Here is a 24,365-nt window from a genome sequence, read left to right on the forward strand (position 1 = left end):
CCTGACACCCCACCCCTGACACCCGCACCGCCCCCAGCACCCGCCCGGAAGGGAGGCCCTGCCATGCCCCCGCACACCATCCGCCCGCTCGCCGCCGTCCACCTGCGCGAGGCCCTCCAGGCCGCCGCCGACCGCGAGCCCGCCACCGCCCTCGCCGCCCTCATGCACATCGACCCCGACTCCTGGCAGGCCATCGAACACCGCCTCGCCACGCTCGGCACCGACCTGACCGACGTCCTCGCCCACACCACCTCCGGAGGCCCCCGATGAGCACCACCACCGACGCGATCACCGCCGCCGTCCTCATCGGCCCCGGCGCGCTCCTCAGCATCCCCGTCCTGGCCTCCCAGCGCGGATCCCGCACCGACAGCGCCGCCGTCCGCCAGGTCCTCGCCGAATCCGCCGCCGCACGCGCCAACCGCACCACCGCCATCACCGACGTGGCGCCGCCCGACGGCGGCGAAGGCGCCCCCAGCCCGACCACCACCGCGGCCCCGACCCGCCTCGCCACCGTCCACCATTTCCCCAACGCCACGCGCCGGGCCGCCTGACCAGGCCTGTCCGACCGGCCGTGCCGCCCGGACCACCACCGCATCCAGCGACGCGGGCCCGGACGGTGCGGGGGACCGACAGACCCGCTCCCGCACAGCACAAGGCCCCACACCAACCGACGATCCGCCAAGACAGCGGTCGGTGCGGGGCCGTGTTATCTGGGGTGTTCGGGAGGCGTAAGGCATGTAGGGCACGGGATCAGCTAGGAAGGACAGGGTCGGCCCTACAGAGGGTGGCCGGCCGGATGGAGGGAGGCAGCGGTGGACCAGAACCTGCGGATCGGGACGGCGACGCGGGAGGGAACAGGTGGGTCGGTGGCGGACGCAGTGGCCACCTACCGGTCGGCGCTCACCGGGCGGACGGCCGTGGCGGTGATCGACGGGATGGGCCACGACGAGGACATCGTGCGCCTGGCGCCCCTGCTCGCCGAGACAACCGTGCGCGTCGGCGCGGTGCGCGGCGGCCTGGCCGGGCTCTTGTCCGCAGGGCTGCTGCTGGCCGACCCGGGCCACCCGGACGCGGTCGGCGTCCTCGCGGTGACCCGGGCAGACGGGAGCGGCGCCGAGGTGGTCTGGGCAGGCGACTGCCGGGCTTGGCGCTGGGACGGCGTGACGCTGCAACAGCTGACGACGGACCACAACCTGGCCGCCTACTTGAGCCGGGCCGCAGGGGCGGACGTCCCCGTAACTGCTCTCGCGGACTTCGTCGGCGTGACCCTGGGCAGCGCGGTGCCTGCCACCGTCCCCTACGTCTCGGTGCCCGCCGGCGGATTGCTGATGCTGGCCACCGACGGTGTCCACGACCAGGTGAAGACCGAGACGCTGGAACACCTGGTGCGCGAGCATGCGGACGACCCGAAGGCCCTCGCCGACGCTCTGGTGGCCGCCGCCGAACCGGACACCGCCGGCTACCGCGACGACGCCACCGCTCTCGTCCTCGCCACCAGAACGTCAGCGGACCGCTGACATGCGTGCCTTACGTGCCTGACAGCTCCGAATGGTTGTTGACCTGCCCAGATAACCCAGGAACCCCAGATAAGGGTGGCATCCCCTTCACAGAGATGGGACCAGCATGCCCGAGTTCGACCGCTCCACGCTCGCTTTCGTGGACGACGACTACGACCGGCGCCACGCCTCCGACGGCCACTCCCGCTTCGGCGCCTACCTGACCCGGCACCCGGACCTGACCGCGGACGGCGAATCCACCGTCGGGGCGGCGCAGTTCGCCGCCCGCGTCTGGACCGTCGCCACCGTGGCCATGTCGCCCGGCTACGTGCGCATCCGCCCGGACCTGTTCGCCATCACCGCCACCCCGGCCGAGGACGACCCGACCGGCCTGGTCCTGCACATCACCGCCCCCGTCCCGCACCACGCCCTCGTCTCCGGCCCGGACACGGGATGGTGGCTGGACTGGGAGGAGGACTGCCACCACCGCGGCCCGTGGTCGCCCCTGGTCGAGCCGATCCCCGACCACCGGCCGGCGCTCACCCTCACCGCCGACATCCTCCTGCCCGTCCCCGCCGCCGACCTGCTCACCCCGCCCACGAACCGCGCGGACCTGACCGCCGCCGCGCAGTTCGCGGTCGCCCTGCTCGCCGAGCACGTCAACACCCACGGCGGCCCGGCCGTCGCCGCCCTCCTCACGGGTGGCGCCCGATGACCCCCCTCATGCCCGGTCTGCGGGCCGTGTGCCAGGCCGCCGCCCTCGGCGACGCCTCCCCCTGCGCCGGCCCGTACGACGCCGTGACCATCCTCGACCGGCACGGCACCACCACCCGCACCTGCATCCCGCACGGCATCCGCCTCTACGCCGCCCTCACCGACGCCCACGTCCTGCCCGGCAGCCTCCCCAGCGCCGACACCGAGGTCCGCGACCGCGCCCACGGCGTCTCCGCGTTCGCCTGGCTCGACCACCACCAGATCCCCACCGGAGGCCGGCGGTGAACGGCCCGCGCATCGGGTCGCTGTGCAGCGGCTACGGCGGCCTGGACATGGCCGTCCAGCAGGTGTTCGGCGGGGAGTTGGCGTGGGTGGCCGACCCCGACCCCGGGGCGTCGGCGATCCTGGCCCACCACCACCCGACCGTGCCGAACCTCGGCGACATCCGCACCGTGAACTGGTACGAGGCCGGACCGGTGGACCTGCTGGCCGCCGGATTCCCCTGCCAGTCCGTCAGCCTGGCCGGCAAAGGTGCCGGGATCGTCCCCGGCGCCGCCTCCGGCCTGTGGACCGAAGTCGCCCGCGCCGTCCGTGAACTCAAGCCGTCCCTGGTGGTGATCGAGAATGTCCAAGGCCTCCTCTCGGCGAAAGCCGACCGCGGCGACGCTGCTGGAGTGGGACCCGGACAGGAGGATCTGGACCCGGCGACCGGACGCCGACTTGCTCTTCGCGCTCTCGGCGCCGTTCTGGGCGACCTGGCCGGCCTCGGGTTCGATGCGGAATGGACGAGCGTGCGAGCGTCCGACATCGGAGCCCCCCACCAGCGCAACAGGGTCTTCCTCCTCGCCTGGCCTGCCCACCCCCAGGGCCCGCGACTCCCGTGGCCGAGGCTTCCCGGACGGCCTGCCGAACGTGGTGGAGCTGCTGCCGACCCCGACCGTCTCGGAGGCCACCGGCACGGGGCACACCGGCCGGGGCGGGATGAACCTGCGGCACACGATCTCCCTGCTGCCCACCCCGACCGTGGCGGACTCCCGGAACACGGCGACCTTCCGTCCGGACGGAACCCCGTACGGAGCGGGCTACGGCCAGACGCTGGTCGACGCGACCAGGCTCCTGCCGACCCCGACCGCCGCCGACGGCGACCGCACCAGCGCGACGTTCGCCCGGGGCAACCCGACCCTGGCCGGAGCCCTGCTGCCGACGCCGAGGGCGACGGACGGGACCAAGGGCGGACCGAATCAGCGCGGCAGCCGGGGGGACCTGACGCTGCCCTCGGCGGCGGCCCGGATTGGGGCCCGTACGGACCGGCCGTCCACCGGTGGGAAACGCTCCTCGGCCGCCCCGCACCCCGACCAACCGACGCTGCCGGGCGTCTGAGCCCGGTCTTCGTGGAGTGGCTGATGGGCCTCCCGCCTGGGCACGTCACCGCCGTCCCCGGCCTGACCCGCACCGCCCAACTCCGCGCGCTGGGCAACGGCGTCCTGCCCGACCAGGCCGCCGCCGCCCTCCGCATCCTCCTCGACCGCGCCACCACCGGCGCCGGGTTGGGGGTGGCCGCATGACCTCCCGAATCCCGCCCCTCGGCGACCGGCAGGGACTGTGGCAGGCCGTCCTCGCCGCCGCCGCGGGCCGCTGCCAGTGCCGCGGCACCTGCGGCAAGAACCACGACAAGGACGGCGGCGGGCGGTGCCCCGCCGTCCACGGCGGCTACGGCCACCGTCACGGCACCGGCCCCGTGCATCTGATCGCCGCACCCGCCGACCCGAACGGCCTGCTCCTGCCCGCGCACCAGGCCGCCGCCCTACCCAAGACCGCGCTCACGGCCTGGTGCCCGGCCTGCCACGACGCCACCCGCCGCGCCGCCGCCAAGGCCCGCCAGGCCGCCACCCCGGCCGCCGAGCCGGACGGCCTGTTCGACCTCTGATCCGTCGGGAGAACCCTGTGCCCATCAAGCTCGTGACCTGCTACGTCGCCGTCTGCGACGTGTGCGGCACCGCCTACGGCTCCGACCGCGACGACGAGTGCGTGGTCCACGCCACCACCCGCGAGGCCGCCGCCGACCTCGTCCGCGCCAACCCCGAGTGGCTGGTCACCACCGACGGCCGCGTCATCTGCCTCATCGGCGACCCGCACCACCAGGCCGCCCTCGACGCCCTGATGCCGCCCTCCCCGGCCGCCGTCTGCGACGGACAGCTCCCGCTCGACCTCTGACCCGCCCCCTCTCTTCGGGCGGTCCGCGCCCGAAGGCCCGCCCCGGGGCCCGGGCCGCCCGCTCCTCACGAAAGGAGCCCGCGTTGAGCACCGAATACGCACCGAACGTGATCCCGTTCCGCCCCGAGCCCGCCGAGGTCAAGACCGCCGAACAGGCCGTCATCGGCGCAGCCCTGCTCGACCCCGCCCAGATCCCGGCGCTGGCCGCCCAGCTCGGCGACCCGAGCGCGTTCCACCACCCCGCGCACGAGACGATCTGGCGCACCATCACCCGCATGGCCGGCGGTGAGCGGCCGGTCGATCCGCTGTTGCTGACCGGTGTCCTGCGTGACCAGGGCGACCTGGGCCGGGTCGGCGGGCCCGGCTACCTGCACGCCTGCATCGAGGCGACCCCGACCGCGGCGAACGGTGACTACTACGCCGAGATCGTGCGCGTCGCCGCCGAGCGGCGCCGCATCAACACCGCCACCAGTCGTCTGGCCCACATGGCCGGCGACGGCCAGACCGGCCTGGACGCGGTCCGCACGGCCGCCCTGGCCGCGCTCGCGGACCTCGCGGCCGGGGACACCTGGCTCGACCCCGTCCCCCTCGGCTCCCACACCGGCCTGCCGACCTTCCCGGTCAAGGCCCTGCCCGGTTGGGTCGGTGCCTACGTCGACGCGGTCGCCGAGTTCACCCAGACCCCGCCCGACGCCGCTGCCACCATGGCCCTCGCCGCCCTGTCCACCGCCGCCGGCGGCCGGGTCGGAGTGGAGATCCGGCCCGGCTGGCGCGAGCAGTCCAACCTCTACCTCACCTGCGCGATGCCCCCCGCCAGCCGCAAGTCCGACGTGTTCGCGTTCACCATGGGCCCGGTCTACAAGGTCGAGGCCGAACTCCAGGCCGGCGCCCGGGCGGCGATCATCGAAGCCGAGACCGCCAAGGACACCGCCCTGGCCGAGGTCGAGGCCCTGATGGCCAAGGCCCGCAAGAACCCCGACACCGACCGCGCCCATCTCGTCGCGGAGATCTCCGCCGCCAAGATGCTCGCCGAAGAGATCGTGGTCCCGCCGAGCCCGCGGCTGACCCTGTCCGGGGACATCACCCCCGAGACCGTCACCCACCACCTCGGCGTCCACCGCTGCCTGGCCGCGCTCTCCCCCGAGGGCGACCTGTTCGACAGCATCGTCGGCCGCTACAGCAGCAAGCCCAACCTCGGCGTGTTCCTCCAGGCCCACAAGGGCGAGCGCCTCCAGGCCGACCGCATCACCCGCGAACAGCCCACCGTCGACAAGCCCGCCCTCACCATCGGCGTCACCCCGCAACCCGCCGTCCTCCAGGAACTCGGCGCCGCCCCCGGCGCCCGCGACCGCGGTCTGCTCGCCCGCTTCCTCTACTCCCTGCCCCCGTCCAACCTCGGCTACCGCAAGACCCGCACTGACCCGATCCCCGACGCCGTGGCGAAGGCCTACGACCGCAACCTCACCCGCCTGCTCCACGCCATGACCGACCTCACCGACCCCGTGATCGTCGCCATGGACCAGGCCGCCGACCTCGCCATCGAGAAGCTCCAGGAGCGCGTCGAGATCCAGCTCCGCCCCGACCAGCCCCTCGCCCACATCAAGGACTGGGCCGGCAAGCTCGTCGGCCACATCGCCCGCATCGCCGTCCTCCTCCACCTCGCCGACCACATCGCCTCCGACAAGGACCCCGGCACCTGGCGCACCGCCCTCGAAGCCGCCACCGTCGACCGCGCCGCCGAGATCGCCGACTACTACACCGCCCACACCCTCGCCGTCTTCGACCTCATCGCCGCCGACCCCGCCACCGAGGACGCCCACACCCTCCTCCAGTGGCTCCAGCGACCCAAGAAGGACGGCACCCACCGCACCCACATCAAGGCCCACGACGTCGTCGCCAGCAGCCGCCGCTTCAAGAAGGTCGCCGACGTCGAACCCGCCCTGACCCTCCTCGAACAGCACGGCTGGCTCCGCAGCGACCAGCCCTCCGCCAGTGGCCAGCGCGGCCGCCCGCAAGCCACCACCTACCGTGTCCACCCTGCCGTGAGCACCCCCACGGACGCAGACGCGACCGCGTAACCGTCAGGGAAGTCAGGGCAAACCCCTGACCAGCAAAAAGGCCGCCAGACAGGCAGTCAGGGGCCGTCAGGGTTGCCAGGGATGAACCGAGATTCCCTGACAGCCCTGACAACCCCTGACGCCATGCAAGGAGACAAAGCAGCAGGTCAGTGAGTTCTCCTGACATCCCTGACACTTTCCGACCCCAACCCCCGCCCACGCACAGGACCCGTCACTTACCGCAGTCACCCCCTGCCCCTGTCTCACCGCCCCTGTGCGGCGCATTCCTCTCACAACTCGCCGTTGGAGGCGCCACCGTGGCTGCGCAGGACCAGAAGCTGAAGCTCGCCGCCGTGCTCGAAGAGCTGGACATGTCCCGCTCCGCCTTCTACCGGATGGTCGCTCGGGGAGCGGCACCGAAACTCCTGAAGCTCCCCAACGGCCAGATCCGCGTCCGCCGGTCGGACCTCGACGCCTGGTGGGCCGCGCAGGAGCAGTCCTCCGCCGCCTGACCGACCGCCATCACGTCCGGGCCCCGGCCACCGCCGGGGCCCATCACCGGGAGATCACGTGCTCACGTTCGATGTGCAGATCTACAAGCTCCGCGATCTCAAGCGGGGACGGAAGCCTCACCAGTTGCGGTGGCGGGTCGGTAAGAGTCCACACTCTCGCACTTTCGCCACGAAGACCCTCGCGGACGGCCGCCGCGCCAAGCTGCTGACCGCGATCAACAACGGCGAGCAGTTCGACACCGACACGGGTTTGCCAGCCTCGGAGCTGAGGGCGCTGATGCGGCAGCAGGCTCAGGTGTCGTGGTTCGAGCATGCGAAGAAGTACGCCGAGGTCATGTGGCCGGACTTGTCCGGGAAGGAACGCTCCGCACTGGCGGACGGACTCGCCACCATCACCCCGGCGCTCGTCACCGATCACCGTGGCTCTCCACCCGCGCCCGTACTGCGGACGGCCCTCTCGTGTTGGGCGTTCAACTTCTCCAAGCACCAGGGAGAGACCCCGGCGAAGTTCGCGGAGGCGCTCGGCTGGCTCGCCCAAAAGTCGGTGCCCGTCTCACAGTTGGAGGACTCAGACACCCTCCGGCAGGCTCTGACGGCCATCACCTTGAAGCTGGATGGGAAGCGCGCGGCGGACAACACCATCAACCGCAAGTACTCCACCCTCAGCGGTGCGATCGGGTACGCGATCGAGCGAAAGCTCCTCACGGCCAACCCGCTGAAGTCCGTGAAGTGGGACCCGCCGGAGACGGACGATGAGATCGACTTCCGGTTCGTTCCGGGCCCACGGCAAGCGCGGGAACTGATCGAGGCGGTCCGGACGCTTGGTCGACGCGGGCGCCATCTGGCCACGTACTACGGCTGCATCAACTGGGCCGCCACCCGCCCGGCGGAGGTCACCAACCTCCGGCTGGCGGACTGCACGCTCCCGAAGACGGGGTGGGGCCTCATCGTGGCGCCCGGCAGCTCGCCCCGGGTCGGGTCACGGTGGACCGACGACGGGCAGTCGCATGAGGAGCGCGGCCTGAAGCACCGCGCCCGCACGGCGACCCGGGATGTCCCGATCCCGCCGGTGTTCGTCCGGATGCTGCGCGAGCACGTGGACGAGTTCGGACTGGGCCTTGACGGGCGCCTGTTCCAGGCGGCCAGGGGCGGGCTGCTCAGCACGAAGGAGACCTCAGAAGTCTGGAAGAAGGCCCGGGAGTTGGCGCTCACCCCCGAACAGGTGAAGACCCCGTTCGCCGACGTCCCGTACGACCTGCGGGCCACCTGCGTGTCCGGGTGGCTCGCGGCCGGCGTCGACCCGGCTGAGGTCGCCCACCGCGCCGGCCACAGCATCACGGTGCTCTTCAAGTTCTACGCCAAGGTGCTCGACGGCCGGAAGGACCGCTCGAACGCCCTGATCGAGCAGTTCTTGGACCAGGAATACGGCGAGGAGTAGGCGCCGATCCGTTCCACGGATGTTCCACACACACTGGAAACCACCGGGACTCGGGTGGGACAACCCCGGGACGGAATGGAGAAGGGCGGGTATCGGCTGCTAGCCAATACCCGCCCTGAGCAGGTGGTTCTCCTACCGGCGGAGAGCGTGGGATTCGAACCCACGGTACGGGGTCACCGCACGACAGTTTTCAAGACTGTTCCCTTAGGCCGCTCGGGCAGCTCTCCAGGCGGAGGTCAGCCTAACGGGTCCGGCGGGGTTCGGCGCACACGATTCCGTGCGGCCGGCGGTCACGGCTGGTCGCCCTCGCGCTGGCCGAGGGTGACCTTGGTGTTGAGGGTCTGGCCGTTGCGGGTGTACTCGACGTCGACGGTCTCGCCGGGCTTGTGCGTCCAGATCCGGCTGACCAGGGCGGGGCCGTTGTCGATCGGGACGCCGCCGAGCTTGGTGATGACGTCGCCCGGCTTGAGGCCGGCCTTGTCGGCCGCGCCGCCGGGGGTGACGGCGGGCTGGCCCTGGATGTCCTTGGTCTGGATCTGCGCGCCGTCGCCCTTGTAGTCGTCGTTGCGCAGCACGTCGAGCTTGGCGTAGACCGGCTTGCCGGTCTTGATCAGGGTGTCGGCGACCCACTTGGCCTGGTTGATCGGGATGGCGAAGCCCAGGCCGATGCTGCCGGCCCGGCCGTTGGCGGAGGCGTTGGACTGGATCGCCGAGTTGATGCCGATCACCGCGCCGCCCGAATCGAGCAGCGGGCCACCGGAGTTGCCGGGGTTGATCGAGGCGTCGGTCTGGAGGGCGTTCATGTACGAGGCCTGCGAGCCGGTCTCGTCGCCGGAGGCCACCGGACGGTCCTTGGCGCTGATGATGCCGCTGGTGACGGTGGACTCCAGGCCGTACGGCGCACCGATCGCGACGGTGGCGTCGCCGACGTTGACCTTGTCGGAGTCGGCCAGCGGCAGCGGGGTCAGCTTGCTCTTGGGCGGGTTGTCGATCTTGATCACGGCGACGTCGTAGCCCTCGGCGTGACCCAGCACCGAGGCGTTGTAGGAGCTGCCGTCGGCGAACTTGACGGTCAGTTTGCCGCCGCTGAGGGTCGGCGCGACCACGTGGTTGTTGGTGAGGATGTGACCCTCGGTGTCGAAGACGAAGCCGGTGCCGGTGCCCGACTCGCCGTTGCCCTGCGCCTTGATGGTGACGACGCTGGGCAGCGCCTTCTGCGCGATGGCGGCGATCGAGCCGGGGGCCGGCTCGTTCTTCTGGGTGTCGCTGGCCTGGACGGTGGTGCTGCGGTGGTCGTCCGCGGCGGTGTTGCGGTCGGCGCGGTCGGCGACGCTCACGCCGAGCGCGCCGCCGGCCACACCGGCGACCAGGGCGACGGCCGCGATCAGGCCGACCAGACGGCTGCCCTTCTTGCGCGGACCGCCGGGGCCGCCCGGAGCACCGGGGTAGCCGAGCGGACCCGCCGGCGCGCCGGGGTAGCCCGCGCCGCCGGCGGTGGAGTCGTGGGTCGGGCCCCAGCCGCCGAGCGGCTGGCCGGCACCGAAGGGGTGGTGGCCGTGCGCGGCGGGACCGCCGGGAGCGACCGGGGCCGCACCGTACCCCTCGTGCGCGGCGGCGCCGTACCCCTCGTGCGCACCGGCGGCGGGGACGCCGTGGGTCGGGGTGGCGTACGGGTTGGCGGCCGGCGGCAGGGCCGGTGCCGCGGGCGCGACGGGGGCCGCCGGGGCCTGCGGGGCGGGCGGCAGCACCGGCGGCGGCGCGTCGATGTAGCCGGTGGCCGGGTCGACGGCCGGTTCCTCGGCGGCGGGCGCCACGGGGGCCTCCGGCGCGGGGACCTTGGTGAAGGCGACGGTGGGCTTGTGCCCGCCCTCCACCGGTACGGCGTCGACGGGCGCGGCCTCGACGGGCGCGACGGCCTCCGCGGCCTCCGGCTCGGGCACCCGCCGGAAGGCCATCGTCGGGTTGTGCCCGCCCTGAGCGGGGCCTTCGGAAACGGCCTCGGCCGCCCCCTGGCCGGCGGGCTGCTCCCCCTGCGGCCCGGTGGGCCCAACCTCGCGCTCAGTGCTCACGGACGACCTCCATAGCTGACAGAACCAAGGACCATAGTTTTTCGCACAGTCGATTCGATTGCCGTAAGGACCCCTCTGAAGAACTCATAAGAATCCTTAGCCGGTGCCGACGGCCGGGGCTCCCCTCCCCCGCCGGACGTCCCGCGATGCGGACCCCACGTCCTTCGGCCTTGGGCGTTCGCCCCCGTCCCGGTTAGCCTGTCGCTCCAAACTGACACGCGGGAGCTTGGACCCACCAGGCTGAGAGTGCGCATGTCGACCGTACGCCACCGGAGTGACGGACGTTCGAGGGGGCGCTGACCGCCGGAACCTGTCCGGGTAATGCCGGCGTAGGGAGTATCGGCCATGCCGCCTGCTTCGCCATCCTCTTCTTCGGGCGCACCCGCGTCCAAGGGTTTCCCCGATCCCGCGTCCGAGGGTCTCCCCGGTCCGGCGGCCGCCGCCGTCCTGGAGCGCCCCGCGCAGCACGTCGAGGCACCGCTGGTCCTGGACACCGAGCCGCCGCGCACGCTGCGCTTCCGGGACCACTTCGCGCTCTGGATGAACCTGGGCGTCAGCCTGATCGGCTTCACCACCGCCGCCACCGTGCTCGGCGCCCCCGGCAGCGAGCTGTCGCTGGCCGCCGCGGTGACGGCGATCGTGGTCGGTACGGCGGTCGGCACCGCGATGCTCGGCGTGGCCGCGCTGATCGGCGCCCGCACCGGCGCCCCCGCGATGGCGAACCTGCGCGGGCTGTTCGGCACCCGGCTGTCGTACCTGCCGACGGTGCTGAACATCGTGCAGTGCGTCGGCTGGGGCGTGTTCGAGCTGCTGACCATCTCGGCGGGCGCGCAGACCGTCGCGCACACCACCGGCTACCGCTGGCTGTTCGTCCTGCTCGCGGGCGCGCTGACCACCGCGCTGACGATCTGGCCGCTGGGCTCGATCGCGGTGCTGCGCCGCTTCGTGGCCGGGGCGGTCGCGGTGGCGATGGTGTACCTCACCGTCCAGCTGGGCCGCCAGGGCGTGCCGGACCCGGGCGCCGGCAACTGGCACGGCTTCCTGGGCGCCACCGACGCGATGATCGCGATGTCGGTCTCCTTCGTCCCGCTGGCCGCCGACTACACCCGGCACTCGCGCACCCCGCGCTCGGCGTTCTGGGGCAGCTTCTCCGGCTACACCATCGCCCAGGTCTGGTGCTACGTGCTCGGCCTGATGGCGCTGCTCCAGTCGGACGGCGACCCGAACCGGATCTTCGACTCCTTCCTCGGGGTCTGGGCCGGCTGGCTGTTCCTGCTGGTGCTGGTGCTGCGCGAGACGGACCAGTCCTTCGCCAACGTGTACTCGACCGCGATGTCGGTGCAGAACCTGCTGCCGAGGGCGGACCGCCGGGTGCTCTCCGGCGCGATCGGCGTGCTGACCACCGTGCTGGCGCTGCGGATCGACCAGTTCACCGACACCTACAGCAACTTCCTCGGCCTGATCGGCTCGGTGTTCGTTCCGCTGCTGGCCGTGCTGGCGGTGGACTACTTCTTCGGCGCCGGACGCCACGGCTGGAACCTCTCCGCCGACGCGCCGTCCCGCTGGCTGATGCTGCTGCCGTGGACGCTGGGCTTCGCGGTCTACCAGCTCATCGCGCCGACCGGGGTGGCCGACTGGTGGACGGACTTCTGGACCTCCGCCCGGGAGGCACTGCACTTCACCCCGCAGGAGTGGACCTCGGCCTCGCTGTTCGCCTTCCTGGTGCCGGCCCTGGCCACCTGGGCGCTCACCCCGCTCACCCGCCGCGCCGCGCGCTGACGCCGGGGGCTGCCACCGGCGGCGCTCACCGGGGTCTGCCGGGCCCCCCGGGAGCGGCCACGACCGCCGGGGCCGGCAGCGCCACCACCGCCCGAAGACGGCCCCACAGGTTGGGGCCGTCTTGGTCTGCGCGTCACTTCCGCCGCCTATCGTTGGCCCTGTGACCAGCCCAGACCTGTCCTCGACGGCGGCGCGCACCGTGCCGCCCGTCCAGGTGATCGCCCACCGCGGTTCCTCCCACGCGCTGCCCGAGCACACCCTCGCGGCCTACCGGCGCGCGCTCGACGAAGGCGCGGACGCGCTGGAGTGCGACGTCCGGGTCACCGCCGACGGCGCGCTGGTCTGCGTGCACGACCGCCGGATCGGCCGGGTCTCCAACGGCCGGGGCACCGTTTCGGCCATGACCCTCGCCGAGCTGGAGGCGTACGACTTCGGCGCCTGGAAGACCGGCCGCCCCAGCACCGACCCCGAGCTGCGCGGGGTGCTGCGGCTGGAGCGCCTGCTGGAGCTGGTGGTGGAGTGCGGCCGCCCGGTGGACCTGGCGATCGAGACCAAGCACCCGGTGCGCTTCCGCGGCCGGGTGGAGGCCGAGCTGCTGCGGACGCTGGAGCGGTTCAAGATCGGCGCGACCCCGGAGGGCGACCGCCCGTCCGCCCGGATCATGAGCTTCTCCTCGGTCGCGCTGAACCGGGTGGCCGCCACCGCGCCCGGGTTCCGGCGGGTCTTCCTGTTCGAGCGGACGCTGCCGCTGCTCGGCCGGCTGCGCGCGGACTCGCCGCTGCCGGGCGGGGCCCGGATCGCCGGCCCCGGCATCGAGCTGGTCCGGGCCCGCCCGCAGCTGGTGACCCGGCTGCGCGAACTCGGGCACGAGGTGCACGTGTGGACGGTGGACGAGCCGGCCGACGTCGAGCTCTGCCTGGAGCTGGGGGTGTCCGCGATCATCACCAACCGGCCCGCGGAGGTGCTGGCGCAGCTCGGCCGGTGAGCGGGCGCAGGCACCGTACCCACGGCCGTACCCGGCATCACGCCCGGCGCCACACCGCAGCAGACTGATCGCTCTGGTCAGCAGTCAAACCTTCCTCGCACGAAATTGCCGGAATTCTTGCGCGCGAGCGACAGAGGGTGAGCACGGAATGACCTGATGTCCACCTTCGGTCGCTTCGCTCGAAATGGGCTCGCGGGATCGTCCGGTGCTCGTTTCCGACGCATTACCAAGGGGCATCTCTCCCTCGGCATACGCTGAAGGAGGTCCGGGGGTGGCGTTGATGGTGGCGCGTGAAGTGCCGACTTCATCGACCATGGCAGTGCCGCACGGCCCAGCGAGTGTCGGGGTCGCACGGCGCCGACTGCGTCGAGATCTGGGTGACCGGCAGATACCGGAACCGGTCATCGATGATGCTGTTCTGATCCTTTCCGAGCTGTTGAGCAATGCCTGTCGGTACGCCCGTCCGCTCGGCCCGCTGCCGGCCCTGGGCCGCAGCGCCAAGGCCGAGGTGCTCGGGCAGGTGCTGGTCGGCGTCCCGTCCGGGGCGCACGCCGCACCGGGCGGCCGGGAGCCCGCCGAGGGCCCGGCCGAGCCGGCCGGCGGGGTGCTGGTCCGCTGGCAGATCCACGCCGACGGAGTGCTCACCCTGGAGGTCACCGACGGCGGGGCGGCCACCCGGCCGCTGCCCGCGAGCCCGTCGCTGACCTCGCGCGGCGGCCGGGGCCTGAGCATCGTCGACCAGCTGGCCGGCGACTGGGGCGTGCGCGACGCGCCCGGCGAGGTCACGGTCTGGGCGGCGCTGCCCGCCAGAGCCCGGCACGCCCGGCGCACCGGAGGCGATGCCCGTAGCGCGTGAGCCGGGCCCGGGGAATGTGTCGTTAGGCTTCCCGGAACACAGGACCACCGTTCCCGGGAGAGCCGCACCATGGGCAAGAAGGCCGCCAAGAAGGCGCCGCAGCGCCAGTCCACCACCGCCGTCACGGGCGAGATCCCCGTGGTCGGGGCCCGGGAGGACTGCCCCTGCGGCTCGGGCCGCCGGTACAAGGCGTGTCACGGCCGGGAGGCCTCCCACGCGGTGCAGGAGCTGGTGCAGCGCCCGTTCGAGGGCCTGCCCGGCGAGGCCGACTGGGTGGCGCTGCGCGAGCTGGTGCCCGCCGCCACGGTGCCGCTGAAGCTGGCCGCCGGGGTGGCCGAGGGCGCGAGCGGCGACGTCCCGTCGGTGACGCTGGCCACCGTGCTGCCGCTGGCCTGGCCGGCCCTGCGCCGCCAGGACGGCTCGGTGCTGCTCGGCCTCCAGACCCAGTCCGCCTCCGGCGACCTCAGCCGCGACCTCGCGGACGCCCTGGAGCTGGCCCTGGCCACCGAGCCCGGCAGCCCGGTGCCGGCCCGCCGGACCGTCCCCGGCGGCCGCCGCCTCCAGGACCTGCTGGACACCACCGCCGGGTTCGAGCCCGTGGTGCACACCGGATTCGAGTTCTGGCTGGAGGACGCCGAGTCCGCCACCGGTGAGGTCGCCGCCTCCCTGGAGCGCGCCAACGCCTCGGCCATCCCGACCGAGAAGCTCGCCGGCGTCGACGCCGCCTACTGGTGCGGCACCCCGGACAAGAACCACCTGCGCTGGGTGATGACCGTGCCGGAGGAGCAGCTGCTGGACGCGCTGGCCCGGCTGAACGCGGCCGGCGAGGCCTCGCTCGGCCAGGACACCCGCCTGGTCGGCTCCTTCCGCGCGCACGGCCTGACCGTCCCGGTGTGGGACCTCCCGCTCACGATGACCGCCGCCGACTGCGAGAAGCCGGCCGCCGAGTTCGCCGAGCGGCTCGTCGCCGTACTCGCCGACGGAACCCCGCTGACCGCCGAGGAGCGGCGCTCCCGCGCGAACCTGGTGAACCGTCAGGTCACCCTGAACTAAAGCGCGCAGGATCCGCGTGATACGCGTCACATTGTCGCGCTGAACGCGCAATTTCCGGGCGTGGAGGGCGTCTTGGAAATTGGCGCGGGCGCGGATCCTTGTTACTGTCTAAAGAGTCCGGCCGCTGGTGCATCCCCCGTCGCCAGCGGCCGGATCTTTTGTTTTCCGTAACACCCCGGTGGACGGCCCCGATGCAGACCCGGTTCCGGTGATCCTCAGTAGGCCGAACGTCCGTGGTTCAACCGGACCGTCGCCTCCACCAACTCCCCCAGCAGCGGCCCGACCTGCGGCAGCCAGACCCCGCCGCCGGCGCCCGGCCGCGGGGCCAGCACCCAGCGCACCGGCCCGGCCGCGCCGCCGGGCGGCAGCGACAGGAAGCCGCCGGGCCCGTGGTAGCGCAACGACCCGGGTACCCAGGGGAGTTGGGCGAGCATCTCACCGAGCACGTCCAGTGAGTACGGGGCCACCAGCAGTGCGTAGCGGCCCGGCATCGCCAGCACGGGACCGAGCGGCAGCCGCAGCGCGCCCAGGTAGACCAGCGCCCGCGCACCGGCCGCCGCGGGCAGGCTGACCGCCGAGACCGTGGGGCCGGTGGCGACGATCACCGGTGCGTCCGGGCTCTTCCGCTCCCACCACCAGCGCACCATCCGGGCGTCCGTGGTGGCGGCCAGCAGCGAGGGGTCGTGCGGGTGGGCGCCGGGGACGGTGCAGTCCGGGTCGCCGCAGGAGCAGCAGCCCTCGCGCAGCACGGCGCCCGGCACCACGGGCCAGCGGTGGTCGACGGCGGCCGTCAGGGCCGCGGTCAGCCGGGCGGCGCGTTTCTCCGACCGGTCCTTCGGGTTCTCACGCATGGCGCTCGTTCCTTTCCCTGACCGCTCGCTTCGCTCCGCCCCGTCGGCGTCCGTCGGGATCCTCCGCGCGGGCCCGCCGCGGCGCGGGCCCCGGGCGGCGCGGGGCGGGGCGGGGCGGCTGGGCGGACGGCGCGGCTACGACGTGGAACAGGTGTGGAGCACGACATGAAGGGCCGCGCACCGGCACAGCCCTTGGAACGAGAATCCCGTACGCGACCGGATGGACGCCGCCCGGGCGCGCTTGGTTCCACCGTACGAGTGAGAGAGTTCCGGCCGGCCCGGCTCGCGGGCGGCACGGACATACGATCCGGACGGCCGCCCGGGCCGTCCTCCCCGTTCTGCCCGCTCGCGGTCCGCTCCATGCCTCCGGGCCCGTGCGGCGCGCGCACGACCCCCTCGCGCCCCCGGCCGGGTCACGCTGGACGCGGAACCGGGCACCGGCCTCGTCCTGGATCTGGACATGCCCCGAATGGCCTGTGTAGAAGTGGTGGCATTGCTGTCGATCAATGACGAGTAGTAGCGAATCGAGGCGAAACACGCCCTTTGGCCGTGCTCGCTCCACATCGGCCTATCTGGGGGTCTCGCATGGCACGTAGCACCGCGTCAGGAGTGGCGGCATGAACGAGTCCCACCCGTCGACGGCCCTCCCCTCGACGACGACCGCCGAACCGGGCGAGCCCGGCTGCGCAGGCGGGCTCACCGTCCTCGATCCGCCGGGACGGACCGGCCCCGCCGACGCCCAGGACGGCACGACGGACGACGGCTCGGCGGGCGACCGCACGGCGCAGTCCGCCGCGGTGCAGGACCGTTTGGCCGGACGTCTGTCCGATATCACCAGCCTGCACGAGCACACCGAGCGGCTCGCCAGGACCCGCGGTCTGGCCGCCACCCTGGACACCGTCCTCGCCTCCGGCGCGGCCCTGCTCGGCGCCCGCCGCGGCATGCTGGTCACCAGGCTGCCCGGCGGCGGCCCCGGCCAGCCGGTCGGCCACGGCCTCGACCGCGCCAGCCTCGGCGCCCTGGAGACCGTCCCGACCGAGCAGAGTCTGCTGGCCCGGCTGCTGCGCGAACGGGACCGGCCCGCCCAGCTGCACTCCCGCGACCTCGCCGAGGACCCGGCCATCGGCGCCCGGCTGCGCGAACTCGCCGTCCACCTCGGCTTCGGCGGCGCCTTCGGCCTGCCGCTCGCCACCCCAGAGGACGGCCCGCTGGCCGCCGCCCTCTGGTTCTACGACGAGCCCGCCGAGCCGACCGAGTGCCAGCGCGAACTCGCCCGCCACTACTGCGAGATCGCCTCCCCGCTGCTCGCCAAGCAACTGGAGGCGGACCGGATCTCGCGCACCACCGAGGCGCTGCGCCGCGGCCTGCTGCCGGACCGGCTCCCCCAGGCGGCCGGGCTGCGGCTGGCCGCCCGGATCGTCCCGGCCGGGCTGGACCGCTCCAGCGGCAGCGACTGGTACGACGCGATCCCGCTGCCGGACGGCACCATCGGCCTCACCGTCGGCTCCGTCTCCGGCGACGGCCCCGGCGCGGGCCCCGGCTCCGCCCCCGGCGCGGCCGCCGCGATGGGCCGGATCAGGGCCGCGCTACGGGCGTACGCGGTGCTGGAGGGCGAGGACCCGGTCTCCGTCCTGGGCGACCTGGAGCTGCTGCTCAAGACCACCGAGCCGACCCGCACCGCCACCGCCGTCTACGCCTGGGTGGAGCCCGAGGAGCGCCGGATCACCCTGGCCGGCGCCGGGCACTGCCCGCCGGTCCTGGTCGGCCGGCACGGCGCCGAGTTCGTGGAGACCTCGCTCTCCGCCCCGCTCGGCATGCTGACCTGCTGGGAGGCCCCCGGGGTGGACTTCACCGCCGAGCGCGGCGACACCCTGCTGCTCTACACGGAGGGGCTGGCCCGTCGCTGCGGCCCGACCCTGCACGCCGGGCAGGCCAACCTGCGCCGGGCCGCCGCCGACGCCCCGCGCGACGTGCGGATCGACCCGGACCGGCTCTGCGCCCACCTGCTGGCCGTCTGCCCGGCCCCGGAGGCCGTCGGCGCGGACACCGACGACCTGATGCTGCTGGCGGCCCGCTTCGACTGAGCCCGGGCCGGGCTCCGGCCGGCCGGAGCCCGCTCCGGGGCGTCCCGCGGGCCGCTCCGACCGGGCCCGAACAGACGAGCGGCCGGGCGTCCGTACCATGGACGCACGGCCGCCCGCGCGTGTCGCGATCCGACACCTCCCCCGAGGGGCGGCGGTACCACCCCCAAGGAGGCGTTGCACGTGACCGAGGACCGTACCCCCGCGGTGGCCGAGAACCCCGAGGCCGAGGGCGGCGAGGAGGCCGAGCAGCCCAAGGGCCGCAAGAACGGCCTCTACGGCGAGATCTCCGACGCGCTGGCCGACTCGATGAAGTCCGGCTGGGCCGACACCGAGCTGCACGGCCTCGCCCCGGTCGCCCAGGCCCCGTACGCGGTCGAGCGCCGCGCCAAGCTGTCCGCCGCCTTCCCCGGCGAGCGTCTGGTCGTCCCGGCCGGCAACCTGCGGGTGCGCTCCAACGACTGCGACTACGCCTTCCGCGCCGCCAGCGAGTACGTCCACCTCACCGGTGACCAGACCGAGGACGCGGTGCTGGTCGGCGAGCCGACGGGCGCGGCCGGCCACGAGTTCACGCTCTACCTGCTGCCCCGCTCGAACCGCGAGGACGGCGAGTTCTGGCTGGACGGCAACGGCGAGCTGTGGGTCGGCCGCCGGCACAGCCTGAGCGAGCAGGAGCAGCTGCTCGGCCTGCCCGCCCGCGACGTCCGCAAGGCCGCCGAGGAGCTGGCCGCGAAGGCCGCGGACTCCGCCGTGCCGACCCGGATCGTCCGCGGCTACGACGCCGGCCTGGAGGACGCGCTCGCCGACGCCCTGGACGCCGACCGGGACGCCGGGCTCAAGGAGTTCCTGAGCGGCCTGCGGCTGGTCAAGGACGAGTGGGAGATCGGCGAGCTGCGCGCCGCCTGCGACGCCACCGTCAAGGGCTTCACCGACGTGGTCCGCGAGCTGGGCCAGGCCGTCAGCACCTCGGAGCGCTGGATCGAGGGCACCTTCTGGCGCCGCGCCCGGGTCGAGGGCAACGACGTCGGCTACGGCACCATCGCCGCGGCCGGCCCGCACGCCACCACCCTGCACTGGGTGCGCAACGACGGCGACGTGCGTCCCGGCGAGCTGCTGCTGCTGGACGCGGGCGTGGAGACCCACACCCTCTACACCGCCGACGTCACCCGCAGCCTGCCGATCAACGGCCGGTTCACCGAGCTCCAGCGCACGATCTACGACGCGGTGTACGAGGCCCAGGAGGCCGGCATCGCCGCGGTGAAGCCCGGCGCCCGGTTCCGCGACTTCCACGAGGCCTCGCAGCGCGTCCTCGCCGAGCGGCTGCTCGCCTGGGGCCTGCTGGACGCCTCGGTGTACGACGTCGAGAAGGTCCTGGAGCTCGGCCTCCAGCGCCGCTGGACCCTACACGGCACCGGCCACATGCTCGGCCTGGACGTCCACGACTGCGCCCACTCGCGCCGCGAGGAGCACGTCGACGCGCTGCTGGTGCCCGGCATGGTGCTGACCGTCGAGCCCGGCCTGTACTTCCAGCAGGACGACCTGACCGTGCCGGAGGAGTACCGCGGCATCGGCGTCCGGATCGAGGACGACATCCTGGTCACCGCCGACGGCAACGAGAACCTCTCGGCCGGCCTGCCCCGCCGCTCCGAGGACGTCGAGGCCTGGATGGCCTCGCTCGCCTGAGCCCCGGCAGCTGACAACGGGCGCCTGACAACCGGCAGCCGGCAACCGGCACCCGGCCGCCGGCAGCCGAGAGGGCCCGGCCTCCCGAGCAGTGGGAGGCCGGGCCCTCGGTCATCGGCGCCGGTCCGCCGCCACGTCCGTCCCACCGTGGGGTCGCGGCCGGCAGCCGGGTCCGGGATGTTCTCCGCGGCCTTCCCCGGAACGCCGAAAGGCGCCGCGACCGGGGAGAACCACAGGTCACGGCGCCTCGACGAGGGCCCGCGGCAGGCTACTTCGCGGTCACCCGCAGCGGGACGCTGCGCTCGCCGAGGACGTCGGGCACGCCCTCGGCGGGGATCAGCAGGGCCTCCGCGACCACCGGCATCACCCCGGCGCCGTCCTCCTTGGTCAGCTTCATCCGGTACTTCAGCGTCACGCTCTGCCCGGCGGGCAGCGCGAAGCTCCCTTCGACGTCCGGCTTGCCCACGGCACGCCGGTTGAGGTCCACCGGGGTCCAGGCCGTGCCGTCCTGGCGCTCCAGGGTGCCGCGCACGGTCGGCTGGCCGCCCGCGTACGACTCGGCGACCACGACCGGGGTCACCTGGGGATAGTTGGTCCTGCCGGTGTTCCTGAAGGTGACCGAGAAGGTCGTCGGGGTTCCGTCGTTCGGCACCTGCTGGCCCGTGACGAGGCCGTCCACGGTGACGGTGACGGCGTTCGCGTTCGCCTGTGCCGACGTGGGCGGCTGGTGGCCGCTGACGTCCAGGGTGTCCAGGATCGAGACCAGGGCGGGCTGGTACTCGGCCTTCAGCCCGTTCGCCACGACGTACACCTGGTCCGACTTCAGCCCCCACATCTGGGCCGTGAAGGTGTCGCCGGGCCGGCAGGTCACCTGCCACTGCGTCTTGTCGATCGTCTTCCCGGCCACGATGTCCTTGGTCAGCACCGGGGCGCCGACCGAGGAGTAGCCGCCGGCGGGAGTGTACGGGCGCCCCCACACCGGGCAGTTCGGCTGGTGGCCCCAGCCCGATTCGGAGCCCAGGTCGGCCATCGTGGGCCAGGCACCGCCCTCGGTCTCCTCCGCGCTGTTGTAGGCCACGACCAGCACGCCGTACGGCTCGCACTTCGACTGCGACCAGTTCTGCTGCGGGTCCGCCGGCGCGCCGGGGCTCAGCACGCAGACCCGGTCGGCCGCGACCGGCGCGGCCCTCCAGCCCGCCGGGACCCTGAACTTGACGCCCCGGAGGGTGTACGAGCTCGCCGCACCGGTCACCGGAGGGCCGGTGGTCCTGGGGGCGGAGGGCGAGGAGCCCTCCGCGAGCGGGACCCCGGTCGGCGGGTTATCGGCGAGCGGGGCCCCGGTGACGGGCTCGCCGCCGGGGGTGCCCGGGTCGGTGGGGGTGGCCGTCGGGCTGGGCGTGCCGGTCGGCTCGGGAGCCGGGCTCGGCGAGCCGGTCAGGGTGGCGGCCGGCGGCGGGACCTCGTTCCGGGCGACCGGCTCGCCGTGGAAGGTGAGCACGCCGATCGCCATCGCGGCGGCCAGGCCGAGCGGCACGGTGACCGCGTACACCGGGCGCAGCCGGCGGATCCGGCTCTTCGGCGGAGCGGCCGGGCGCAGGCTGGTCGCCGTGACCCTGGAGGCCCGGGCGGTCATCGCCTCGCGGAGCAGCCGTTCCGTGGGCGTCTCGGCCGGCCCGTCGCCGTCACCGCCGATGCGGCGGGGGAGTCTGTCGGTCATCGAACCTTCTCCAGGTGCTTTTCCAAGGCGTCCAGAGCGCGGCTGGCGGTGGACTTCACGGCGCCCCGGGACAGCCCCAGGGTCTCGGCGATCTGCGCCTCCGACATGTCGGACCAGTAGCGCAGCACCAGCACCTCACGCTGGCGGGGAGTCAACTCCTGCAGGGCCACGAGCACCCGGCGGTGCTCGTCGTTGAGCACCGCGTGGTCCTCGGCGGACGGGGCGTCGGCCACGTGCGGCGGGACGTACTCGCGGGCGGTCTTGCGGCGGCGCAGCATCGAGCGGGCGCCGTTGACCACCGAGGTGCGCAGGTAGCCGAGCGCGTTGTCGAGGTCGTCCAGCTCCTCGCCGTGGCGCTGGTAGAGCTGGGTGAAGGCCTCCTGGACGACGTCCTCGGCCAGGTCCTGGTGGTCGACCAGCAGGACCGCCATCCGGACCAGGCCGAGCCGGTGGGCGTGGTACAGGTCGGTCAGGGTGGGCCGGTCCTCGGCGGGCCTGCGGCCGCCGCGCAGCAGCCGGAACCCGGACCGGCGCTGCTTCGCCTCCTGCTCGGTGACGACACCGGCGAGCGGCTCGCCGGCCTCCTGCGCGCCGAACAGCGCGGCGGCCATCCCCCGGACGGAGAAGCCGCGTCCCCCTGTCTGCCCGGCAGTCGGCCCGATGGCCATGGACATGTGCGATTCCGCTTTCCCCCGGGACGGTGACGGCGCACGCCGGCCCCGTCAGGTCACCTGATCAAGATCGTGATCGGGGGGATCCTCCCAGCCGCCCCCGGCCCGGTCCTCTCCGCCCCCGTACCCAAGGACGTGTGGCGGAAGTGAAGGTTGCAGGCGGGTTCGAAGAAATTTCCGAAGCGGTCGGGACGGCTACACTCACCGGCATTCCGCCACCCGTGAGCAGGGGGTTCGCATGACCGCGCAGAACGTCGAGGGCCCGGTCGGTGCCGCCCGCGCACCCGGTACGGCCGGGGGAGCCCCGGGCGCGGACGCCGGAGCCCCGGGTACGGCCGGGGGCACCGCCGGGTCGCGGCCGGTGGCCGTCGGCATCGGCCGGCGCCCCGAGCCCGTGCACGACGTCGCGGTGTACGCCTTTCCCGGCATGGCACCGTTCGAACTCGGGGTGGTGGTCGAGGTGTTCGGGCTGGCGCGGCCGGAGCTGGCCGGACTGCTGGCGACGCCCTGGTACGGGCTGAAGGTGTGCGCCGACCGGCCGGGGACGGCGCTGGAGGCGGTCGGCGGCTTCACGCTGACCGCCCGGCACGGGCTGGACGAACTCGCCGCGGCCGACACCGTGGTGGTCCCCGGGGTGCCGAACGCGTTCGGCGGCGAAGTCTCCCCCGGGCTGGTCGAGGCGCTGCGCACCGCGCACGGGCGCGGCGCCCGGATCGTGTCGATCTGCTCGGGCGCCTTCGCGCTGGCCGCCGCCGGACTGCTGGACGGCCGGGAGGCGACCACCCACTGGCGGTACGCCGAACTGCTCCAGCAGCGCCACCCCTCGGTGCTGGTCGACCCCGACGTGCTCTACGTGGACAACGGCGACGTGCTCACCAGCGCGGGCAGCGCGGCCGGCATCGACCTCTGCCTGCACCTGATCCGCCGGGACCACGGCGCCAAGGTGGCCAACACGGTGGCCCGCCGCTTCGTGGTGGCACCGCACCGGGACGGCGGGCAGGCCCAGTTCGTCGAGGCCGCGGTCCGCCCGGTCGAGGAGGAGGACGACGGGGTCGCCCGCAGCATGCGGTGGGCGCTGGACCACCTGGCGTCCCCGCTGACCATCTCGCGACTGGCCCGCGCCGCACGGATGTCGGACCGCTCGTACCTCCGGCACTTCACCGCCCGCAACGGGACCAGCCCGATGCGCTGGGTCGTCACCCAGCGCGTCGCGGCCAGTCTGCCGCTGCTGGAGTCGCCGGAGGGGACGGTCGAGGAGATCGCCGCGGCGGTCGGCTTCGAGAGCGCCGCGACTCTCCGGCACCACTTCGGCCGGGTGATGCGCACCTCCCCGACCGCCTACCGGCGCTCGTTCGGGCGCGGGGCGGCCTGAGCCGCGGGCCGCCCGGTGGGGCCTAGCGACCCTCGCGCCGGTCCGCGTTGGCGAGCATCGCGTCGTGCAGCCACTGCGCCAGGCCCGGCGCGGTCTTCTCGTAGGCCTCGGTCCAGCGCGGGTCGGAGACGTACAGCCCGGCCAGCCCGCGGTGGATGGTGTACGTGCAGTCGTAGAAGTTCCGGCAGATGTGCTGCCGGTGCTCCTCGGCGAGGTCCGTGGCCACCGTGCCGTCGGCGGGCTCGCCGGCGGCGAGCGCCTCGGCCAGGCGGGCGTCGAGCCCGGTCATCTCCTCCTGGATCCGCTGCCAGTCGGCCTTGGAGTAGCCGCCGGTCCTGCGCTGCGACTCGGCCCAGGCGGCGGTGTCGCCCCAGCGCTGCTCGGCCTCCTGCTCCCAGTCCTCCTGGTAGCCCTCGCCGAAGATCTCGAACTTCTCCTCCGGGGTCAGCTGAATGCCCATTCTCCGTGCCTCCATGGCGTGTTCGACGGCTACGGCGAGCTCCTGGAGGTGACCGATCCGGTCGGTGAGCAGCCGGTGCTGCCGCCGGAGGTGCTCGGTCGGGCTGACCGATTCGTCGTCCAGGATCGCCGCGATCTCCTCCAGGGGGAACCCGAGTTCTCGGTAGAAGAGGATCTGCTGCAACCGGTCGAGGTCGGCGTCCACGTACCGGCGGTAGCCGGACCGGGTACGGCCGGCGGGGGACAGCAGGCCGATCTCGTCGTAGTGGTGCAGGGTGCGGACGGTCACCTTGGCGGTCTTCGCCACGGCGCCGACCGAGTAGCCCTCACTGGTCATCGGAGTTCCTCCCTGGTGCTG

General features: G+C 73.4%; 24 protein-coding genes, 1 tRNA gene, 1 pseudogene and 1 riboswitch. Of the genes and pseudogenes, 20 read left to right on the top strand and 6 right to left on the bottom strand.

The window, feature by feature from the left end:
• The first annotated feature begins 63 nt into the window (after positions 1-63).
• From ACZ7C5_RS00465 to ACZ7C5_RS00525, 13 genes and pseudogenes are all read left to right on the top strand, one after another.
• Positions 64-270, top strand: coding sequence for a hypothetical protein (locus ACZ7C5_RS00465; RefSeq protein WP_470321607.1), 207 nt, complete (start codon positions 64-66; stop codon positions 268-270).
• Positions 267-551, top strand: coding sequence for a hypothetical protein (locus tag ACZ7C5_RS00470; protein WP_470321608.1), 285 nt, complete (start codon positions 267-269; stop codon positions 549-551). Before ACZ7C5_RS00465 ends, ACZ7C5_RS00470 begins: the two co-directional genes overlap by 4 nt.
• A 315-nt stretch (positions 552-866) precedes the next feature.
• Positions 867-1,517, top strand: a complete 651-nt coding sequence (locus ACZ7C5_RS00475) for a SpoIIE family protein phosphatase (RefSeq protein ID WP_470321609.1) — start codon at positions 867-869, stop codon at positions 1,515-1,517.
• 106 nt (positions 1,518-1,623) lie between these two features.
• Positions 1,624-2,211, top strand: a complete 588-nt coding sequence (locus ACZ7C5_RS00480; protein ID WP_470321610.1) for a hypothetical protein — start codon at positions 1,624-1,626, stop codon at positions 2,209-2,211.
• Positions 2,208-2,495 (top strand): hypothetical protein, encoded by a 288-nt coding sequence (locus ACZ7C5_RS00485; RefSeq protein WP_470321611.1) that lies wholly within the window; start codon positions 2,208-2,210, stop codon positions 2,493-2,495. Before ACZ7C5_RS00480 ends, ACZ7C5_RS00485 begins: the two co-directional genes overlap by 4 nt.
• Before the next feature lie 47 nt (positions 2,496-2,542).
• Positions 2,543-2,998: pseudogene (locus ACZ7C5_RS00490) on the top strand (DNA cytosine methyltransferase); the annotation flags it as partial.
• 124 nt (positions 2,999-3,122) lie between these two features.
• A complete protein-coding gene (locus tag ACZ7C5_RS00495) occupies positions 3,123-3,590 on the top strand; it encodes a hypothetical protein (protein ID WP_470321881.1) in 468 nt (155 codons plus the stop codon).
• A 23-nt stretch (positions 3,591-3,613) separates the two neighbouring features.
• Complete coding sequence (locus ACZ7C5_RS00500; protein ID WP_470321882.1) at positions 3,614-3,775, top strand: hypothetical protein; 162 nt, start codon at positions 3,614-3,616, stop codon at positions 3,773-3,775.
• The gene (locus ACZ7C5_RS00505; RefSeq protein WP_470321612.1) at positions 3,772-4,137 is read left to right on the top strand and encodes a hypothetical protein; all 366 of its coding nucleotides are present in this window, start codon (positions 3,772-3,774) and stop codon (positions 4,135-4,137) included. Before ACZ7C5_RS00500 ends, ACZ7C5_RS00505 begins: the two co-directional genes overlap by 4 nt.
• A gap of 17 nt (positions 4,138-4,154) precedes the next feature.
• A complete protein-coding gene (locus tag ACZ7C5_RS00510; protein ID WP_470321613.1) occupies positions 4,155-4,424 on the top strand; it encodes a hypothetical protein in 270 nt (89 codons plus the stop codon).
• 83 nt (positions 4,425-4,507) lie between these two features.
• Positions 4,508-6,502, top strand: a complete 1,995-nt coding sequence (locus tag ACZ7C5_RS00515; protein ID WP_470321614.1) for a YfjI family protein — start codon at positions 4,508-4,510, stop codon at positions 6,500-6,502.
• Positions 6,503-6,798: 296 nt separating this feature from the next.
• Positions 6,799-6,993 carry a helix-turn-helix transcriptional regulator gene (locus tag ACZ7C5_RS00520; RefSeq protein ID WP_470321615.1) on the top strand — a complete coding sequence of 65 codons (195 nt, stop codon included), beginning with the start codon at positions 6,799-6,801 and terminating at the stop codon, positions 6,991-6,993.
• A gap of 58 nt (positions 6,994-7,051) precedes the next feature.
• Complete coding sequence (locus ACZ7C5_RS00525) at positions 7,052-8,431, top strand: tyrosine-type recombinase/integrase (protein WP_470321616.1); 1,380 nt, start codon at positions 7,052-7,054, stop codon at positions 8,429-8,431.
• 139 nt (positions 8,432-8,570) lie between these two features.
• Here ACZ7C5_RS00525 and ACZ7C5_RS00530 read toward each other — a convergent pair.
• Both ACZ7C5_RS00530 and ACZ7C5_RS00535 read right to left on the bottom strand, forming a co-directional pair.
• A tRNA-Ser gene (locus tag ACZ7C5_RS00530) sits at positions 8,571-8,658 on the bottom strand.
• Positions 8,659-8,721: 63 nt separating this feature from the next.
• Positions 8,722-10,500, bottom strand: a complete 1,779-nt coding sequence (locus tag ACZ7C5_RS00535; protein WP_401080767.1) for a S1C family serine protease — start codon at positions 10,498-10,500, stop codon at positions 8,722-8,724.
• Between the two features lie 208 nt (positions 10,501-10,708).
• Positions 10,709-10,853, top strand: a riboswitch (TPP riboswitch).
• Here ACZ7C5_RS00535 and ACZ7C5_RS00540 point away from each other — a divergent pair.
• The 4 genes from ACZ7C5_RS00540 (at position 10,846) to ACZ7C5_RS00555 (ending at position 15,173) form a co-directional block, all read left to right on the top strand.
• Positions 10,846-12,279 (top strand): purine-cytosine permease family protein, encoded by a 1,434-nt coding sequence (locus tag ACZ7C5_RS00540; RefSeq protein ID WP_401080770.1) that lies wholly within the window; start codon positions 10,846-10,848, stop codon positions 12,277-12,279. It overlaps the preceding riboswitch by 8 nt.
• Positions 12,280-12,439: 160 nt before the next feature.
• Positions 12,440-13,264: a glycerophosphodiester phosphodiesterase gene (locus tag ACZ7C5_RS00545; RefSeq protein ID WP_401080772.1), complete on the top strand. Its 825-nt coding sequence runs from the start codon at positions 12,440-12,442 to the stop codon at positions 13,262-13,264.
• A gap of 271 nt (positions 13,265-13,535) precedes the next feature.
• Positions 13,536-14,120, top strand: a complete 585-nt coding sequence (locus ACZ7C5_RS00550; RefSeq protein ID WP_470321617.1) for an ATP-binding protein — start codon at positions 13,536-13,538, stop codon at positions 14,118-14,120.
• Positions 14,121-14,189: 69 nt separating this feature from the next.
• On the top strand, positions 14,190-15,173 hold the full coding sequence (locus ACZ7C5_RS00555; RefSeq protein ID WP_188295056.1) for a DUF5926 family protein: 984 nt from the start codon (positions 14,190-14,192) through the stop codon (positions 15,171-15,173).
• Between the two features lie 215 nt (positions 15,174-15,388).
• Here the strand turns inward: ACZ7C5_RS00555 and ACZ7C5_RS00560 are convergent, their stop codons facing one another.
• Positions 15,389-16,024 carry a bifunctional DNA primase/polymerase gene (locus tag ACZ7C5_RS00560; RefSeq protein ID WP_401080774.1) on the bottom strand — a complete coding sequence of 212 codons (636 nt, stop codon included), beginning with the start codon at positions 16,022-16,024 and terminating at the stop codon, positions 15,389-15,391.
• A gap of 617 nt (positions 16,025-16,641) precedes the next feature.
• Here ACZ7C5_RS00560 and ACZ7C5_RS00565 point away from each other — a divergent pair.
• Both ACZ7C5_RS00565 and ACZ7C5_RS00570 read left to right on the top strand, forming a co-directional pair.
• Complete coding sequence (locus ACZ7C5_RS00565; protein ID WP_470321618.1) at positions 16,642-18,108, top strand: PP2C family protein-serine/threonine phosphatase; 1,467 nt, start codon at positions 16,642-16,644, stop codon at positions 18,106-18,108.
• Between the two features lie 180 nt (positions 18,109-18,288).
• The gene (locus ACZ7C5_RS00570; RefSeq protein WP_470321619.1) at positions 18,289-19,788 is read left to right on the top strand and encodes an aminopeptidase P family protein; all 1,500 of its coding nucleotides are present in this window, start codon (positions 18,289-18,291) and stop codon (positions 19,786-19,788) included.
• A gap of 268 nt (positions 19,789-20,056) precedes the next feature.
• Here ACZ7C5_RS00570 and ACZ7C5_RS00575 read toward each other — a convergent pair whose 3' ends face one another.
• Both ACZ7C5_RS00575 and ACZ7C5_RS00580 read right to left on the bottom strand, forming a co-directional pair.
• Positions 20,057-21,505 (bottom strand): hypothetical protein, encoded by a 1,449-nt coding sequence (locus ACZ7C5_RS00575; RefSeq protein WP_470321620.1) that lies wholly within the window; start codon positions 21,503-21,505, stop codon positions 20,057-20,059.
• Entirely contained in the window at positions 21,502-22,179 is a 678-nt protein-coding gene (locus ACZ7C5_RS00580; protein ID WP_223243802.1) for a SigE family RNA polymerase sigma factor, read from the bottom strand. Before ACZ7C5_RS00580 ends, ACZ7C5_RS00575 begins: the two co-directional genes overlap by 4 nt.
• A 235-nt stretch (positions 22,180-22,414) precedes the next feature.
• Between ACZ7C5_RS00580 and ACZ7C5_RS00585 the strand changes: the two genes are divergently transcribed.
• Positions 22,415-23,548, top strand: coding sequence for a helix-turn-helix domain-containing protein (locus ACZ7C5_RS00585; protein WP_470321621.1), 1,134 nt, complete (start codon positions 22,415-22,417; stop codon positions 23,546-23,548).
• 22 nt (positions 23,549-23,570) lie between these two features.
• Here the strand turns inward: ACZ7C5_RS00585 and ACZ7C5_RS00590 are convergent, their stop codons facing one another.
• Positions 23,571-24,344, bottom strand: a complete 774-nt coding sequence (locus tag ACZ7C5_RS00590; protein ID WP_470321622.1) for a MerR family transcriptional regulator — start codon at positions 24,342-24,344, stop codon at positions 23,571-23,573.
• Positions 24,345-24,365 lie beyond the last annotated feature (21 nt).

This window comes from Kitasatospora sp. NPDC036993, from assembly GCF_055607525.1.

Excerpts from the sequence above, each read along its gene's own strand:
- ACZ7C5_RS00505 (WP_470321612.1), top strand. The coding sequence starts at position 3,772 with ATGACCTCCCGAATCCCGCCCCTCGGCGACCGGCAGGGACTGTGGCAG.
- ACZ7C5_RS00580 (WP_223243802.1), bottom strand. The coding sequence starts at position 22,179 with ATGTCCATGGCCATCGGGCCGACTGCCGGGCAGACAGGGGGACGCGGC.
- ACZ7C5_RS00555 (WP_188295056.1), top strand. The coding sequence starts at position 14,190 with ATGGGCAAGAAGGCCGCCAAGAAGGCGCCGCAGCGCCAGTCCACCACC.
- ACZ7C5_RS00560 (WP_401080774.1), bottom strand. The coding sequence starts at position 16,024 with ATGCGTGAGAACCCGAAGGACCGGTCGGAGAAACGCGCCGCCCGGCTG.
- ACZ7C5_RS00470 (WP_470321608.1), top strand. The coding sequence starts at position 267 with ATGAGCACCACCACCGACGCGATCACCGCCGCCGTCCTCATCGGCCCC.
- ACZ7C5_RS00575 (WP_470321620.1), bottom strand. The coding sequence starts at position 21,505 with ATGACCGACAGACTCCCCCGCCGCATCGGCGGTGACGGCGACGGGCCG.
- ACZ7C5_RS00540 (WP_401080770.1), top strand. The coding sequence starts at position 10,846 with ATGCCGCCTGCTTCGCCATCCTCTTCTTCGGGCGCACCCGCGTCCAAG.
- ACZ7C5_RS00480 (WP_470321610.1), top strand. The coding sequence starts at position 1,624 with ATGCCCGAGTTCGACCGCTCCACGCTCGCTTTCGTGGACGACGACTAC.
- ACZ7C5_RS00500 (WP_470321882.1), top strand. The coding sequence starts at position 3,614 with ATGGGCCTCCCGCCTGGGCACGTCACCGCCGTCCCCGGCCTGACCCGC.
- ACZ7C5_RS00465 (WP_470321607.1), top strand. The coding sequence starts at position 64 with ATGCCCCCGCACACCATCCGCCCGCTCGCCGCCGTCCACCTGCGCGAG.
- ACZ7C5_RS00485 (WP_470321611.1), top strand. The coding sequence starts at position 2,208 with ATGACCCCCCTCATGCCCGGTCTGCGGGCCGTGTGCCAGGCCGCCGCC.
- ACZ7C5_RS00590 (WP_470321622.1), bottom strand. The coding sequence starts at position 24,344 with ATGACCAGTGAGGGCTACTCGGTCGGCGCCGTGGCGAAGACCGCCAAG.
- ACZ7C5_RS00565 (WP_470321618.1), top strand. The coding sequence starts at position 16,642 with ATGAACGAGTCCCACCCGTCGACGGCCCTCCCCTCGACGACGACCGCC.
- ACZ7C5_RS00585 (WP_470321621.1), top strand. The coding sequence starts at position 22,415 with ATGACCGCGCAGAACGTCGAGGGCCCGGTCGGTGCCGCCCGCGCACCC.